Annotated in this window: 2 protein-coding genes; both read right to left on the bottom strand. The window is 36.6% G+C overall.

Annotation, left to right across the window (positions count from 1 at the left end; genetic code table 11):
• Window positions 1-518 (bottom strand): hypothetical protein (locus tag EAL87_RS07930; protein ID WP_162972708.1); only part of this gene is annotated, 518 nt, incomplete at its 3' end.
• Between the two features lie 71 nt (window positions 519-589).
• The coding region (locus EAL87_RS07925; protein WP_276205137.1) for a PBECR2 nuclease fold domain-containing protein at window positions 590-2,497 on the bottom strand (1,908 nt) is incomplete at its 5' end.

The following is a 2,497-nucleotide window of genomic DNA, read 5'->3' as shown; positions in this document are numbered from 1 at the left end:
GTGATCGCTTCAAGGCTTTGGGTTTTGTTTTCTGTGATTTGGTTATTAGCGTTATCTCGTGCTTGGTTTAAAAAGATTTGATAGCTCGTTAAAAGCCTTGTAGTGGCTTCTATTATTTGATTTTCTAGCTTTTTAACTTCGGCTTTAATGTTTTCAGTGTTAGCGTTTAAGGTAGCGGTTACTTCTTGCTCGTTAGCATGCATGCTCGTATTAAAATCATTAAAAAAGCTCTCGTATTCTTTCATTTTCGCTTTTAAGCTCTCGCCGGCGTTAGATAACCATTCAATAGAATTTCTTAAACTGCTATCAATCTCATTCGCATTCTTAAAAAAATCCAAACTCAAAAGCACTTCTAAAATCCTAACAATCCCTTTAAGGCTTAGCTGTATTTGCTCCGTGAAAAGATGATTACCTTTTAAAGCGTTTTGTAATTGCTTTAAAAGTTCGTTAGTGATTTCTTTTACCTGTGGCTGTTCGGTGATCTCTAGCGCGCTGTTAGGCAAATTAGGGTAATTGATCATTTTTTTCTTACTCCTTGACTTTTTCAAGTTTTTGTTTTATAGTTTCAATGCAAGCCCACTCCATCGGCTTATTCTTTAAGCGTTCTTGCCTGCGGAATGAAAGAGTGGATAATGTCCGCCTTGTCAATCTCTGCTTTAATGTAAATTGGTTTAACTTTTAATCCTGTTATAAGCTTGCTATCATTATCTTGTGTAACTAAAAAATAATAAATGGTTTTAGGATCGCCTTGAAAGGCTTTGATATATTCTTTTTTAACTTCCTTACCTTGTTCTTTGAAAATAAGCGTAATGTCGGGTTCTTTCAAGGTAGGTTCTACTAAATGCAAATAAGCTAATCGGTGCTTAGCATCAGGCTTACTTTTTAAATGTTTAATGAAATTTTCTTTATTGCTAACGCCGTTAAAAGCGTTTAAAAAGCTATCGGTGTCAATCGCTTTAGGTAATGGTGTTGGTTTGATAGCGTTCAAATCTTTCAAAAACGCTTCTTTGTCTTCTATGACTTTAAAGGCTCGTTCTTTAATCTTTTTCTCTGTTTCTTCTGCGCTTTTCTTGCTTACTTCTTTTTGCATGTCTTTAACGGCTTGTATCAAGCGGTTTAATACGGGATTATTTTCATTCGGTTCTCTATTGACCATTAAAAGGTAATGCGTGAAGTCGTAAATATCAATGTCCTTAAATTCCTTGCTTTTAGGATTAAACATGTCTTTTGTAAGATCTGCGATCTTGTAATCTTTCAAGCCTTTTTTAATGTTATCACTTCTTAAGGCTTCAAATAACGCTTTAGAAGGATCATCAAACCTCGCAAATCGCGCGATCGCACCTCCTAAAATCTCGCTTATATCACTAGTCGCTTGATCGGTTTTCTCAAACATCTCTAAAGAACTCGTTTTATAGAATTTCTCGCTCAAATCTTTCAGGCTCTCGCTCGTGCTTGTATAATTCTTTAAATTGGCAAAACTGCGATCCATAATATCGCTTAAATAAGCGTTTAAACTCACATTAGGGAAATTCATGTCATGGATTAAATTGTGAAAACTTCCGGCGTTATCTACAAACATTTTTTTGACTTTTTCATAGCTTTTAATGTCGTTAGAAAATTCTTTTTGCCAGCGATTCAGTAATTCAATCCCTTGCGTTTTCGTCCTTGGCATGTTAAACATTAAAAGCGCGAGGTTACTATCTCCTACATTAGGATAAGTAGCCTTATCAAAATTCAAATTTTTAGCTACGATGTTTTTTAATGAGTAGATGCTATCAGCGTCTAATTTGTGGTCTAATTCTTTTAACTTTGCTTCGTAATGGCTTAAAACCGCTATCGCATGATCGCTTTCGCTATTAAAGCGTCCTTGATTGCTTGAAGCCGCTAAATTGTTGATCTCGGTGTTGTTTAGGCGCTTGTGTGGCACTCTTACTAATAGCTCGTTAGGCTTTAGGTCTATATGATAGTATTCTTTGATCGCTTTGTTGTAAATGTAACGGCTTTTAGGCGTGAAGTTTAGCATGCCTTGGATGCGGTGGTTTCCTGCGATCACTTGCCCGTCATGTAAGATAATCGGTAAATCTTCAAACCCTCCACTCCCGAATATCTTTTTAGGATCAAAATTTTCAGCGATGCTTTTAATCTGTTCTTCGTTCATGTCGGTGCGTTTTTGCGTTCCGCCTGTGGTAAAGCTTGGTTTCAAGTCTTTAGCTTTAACGATCGCATAGTCTAGATCGTAAATCTCTCTTTCGTTCAATCTTACTCGGCTTTTGGGTATCTGCGCTTGGATTTCTGTAGGTATATCCTCTCCTACTTCTATTTTAGTCTGGCTTTCAATGTTGCCCGCATTGCCTCGCTCGTGTTCTAATTTCTTTTTTAACGCTTCTTTGCGTTGTTTTTCTTGCTCTTTAGCTTTTAAAAATTCTTGTTCGCTTTGTAACTTCTCGCTTTCTAACTTCGCTAACTTTTCAGCTTTGGCTTGTTCTAAGGGGCTTAA

The organism is Helicobacter pylori, from assembly GCF_003636935.1.
Taxonomy (GTDB): domain Bacteria; phylum Campylobacterota; class Campylobacteria; order Campylobacterales; family Helicobacteraceae; genus Helicobacter; species Helicobacter pylori_CH.
The sequence above is the reverse complement of the archived record's forward strand: the minus strand, read 5'-3'. Positions and strand labels throughout refer to the sequence as shown.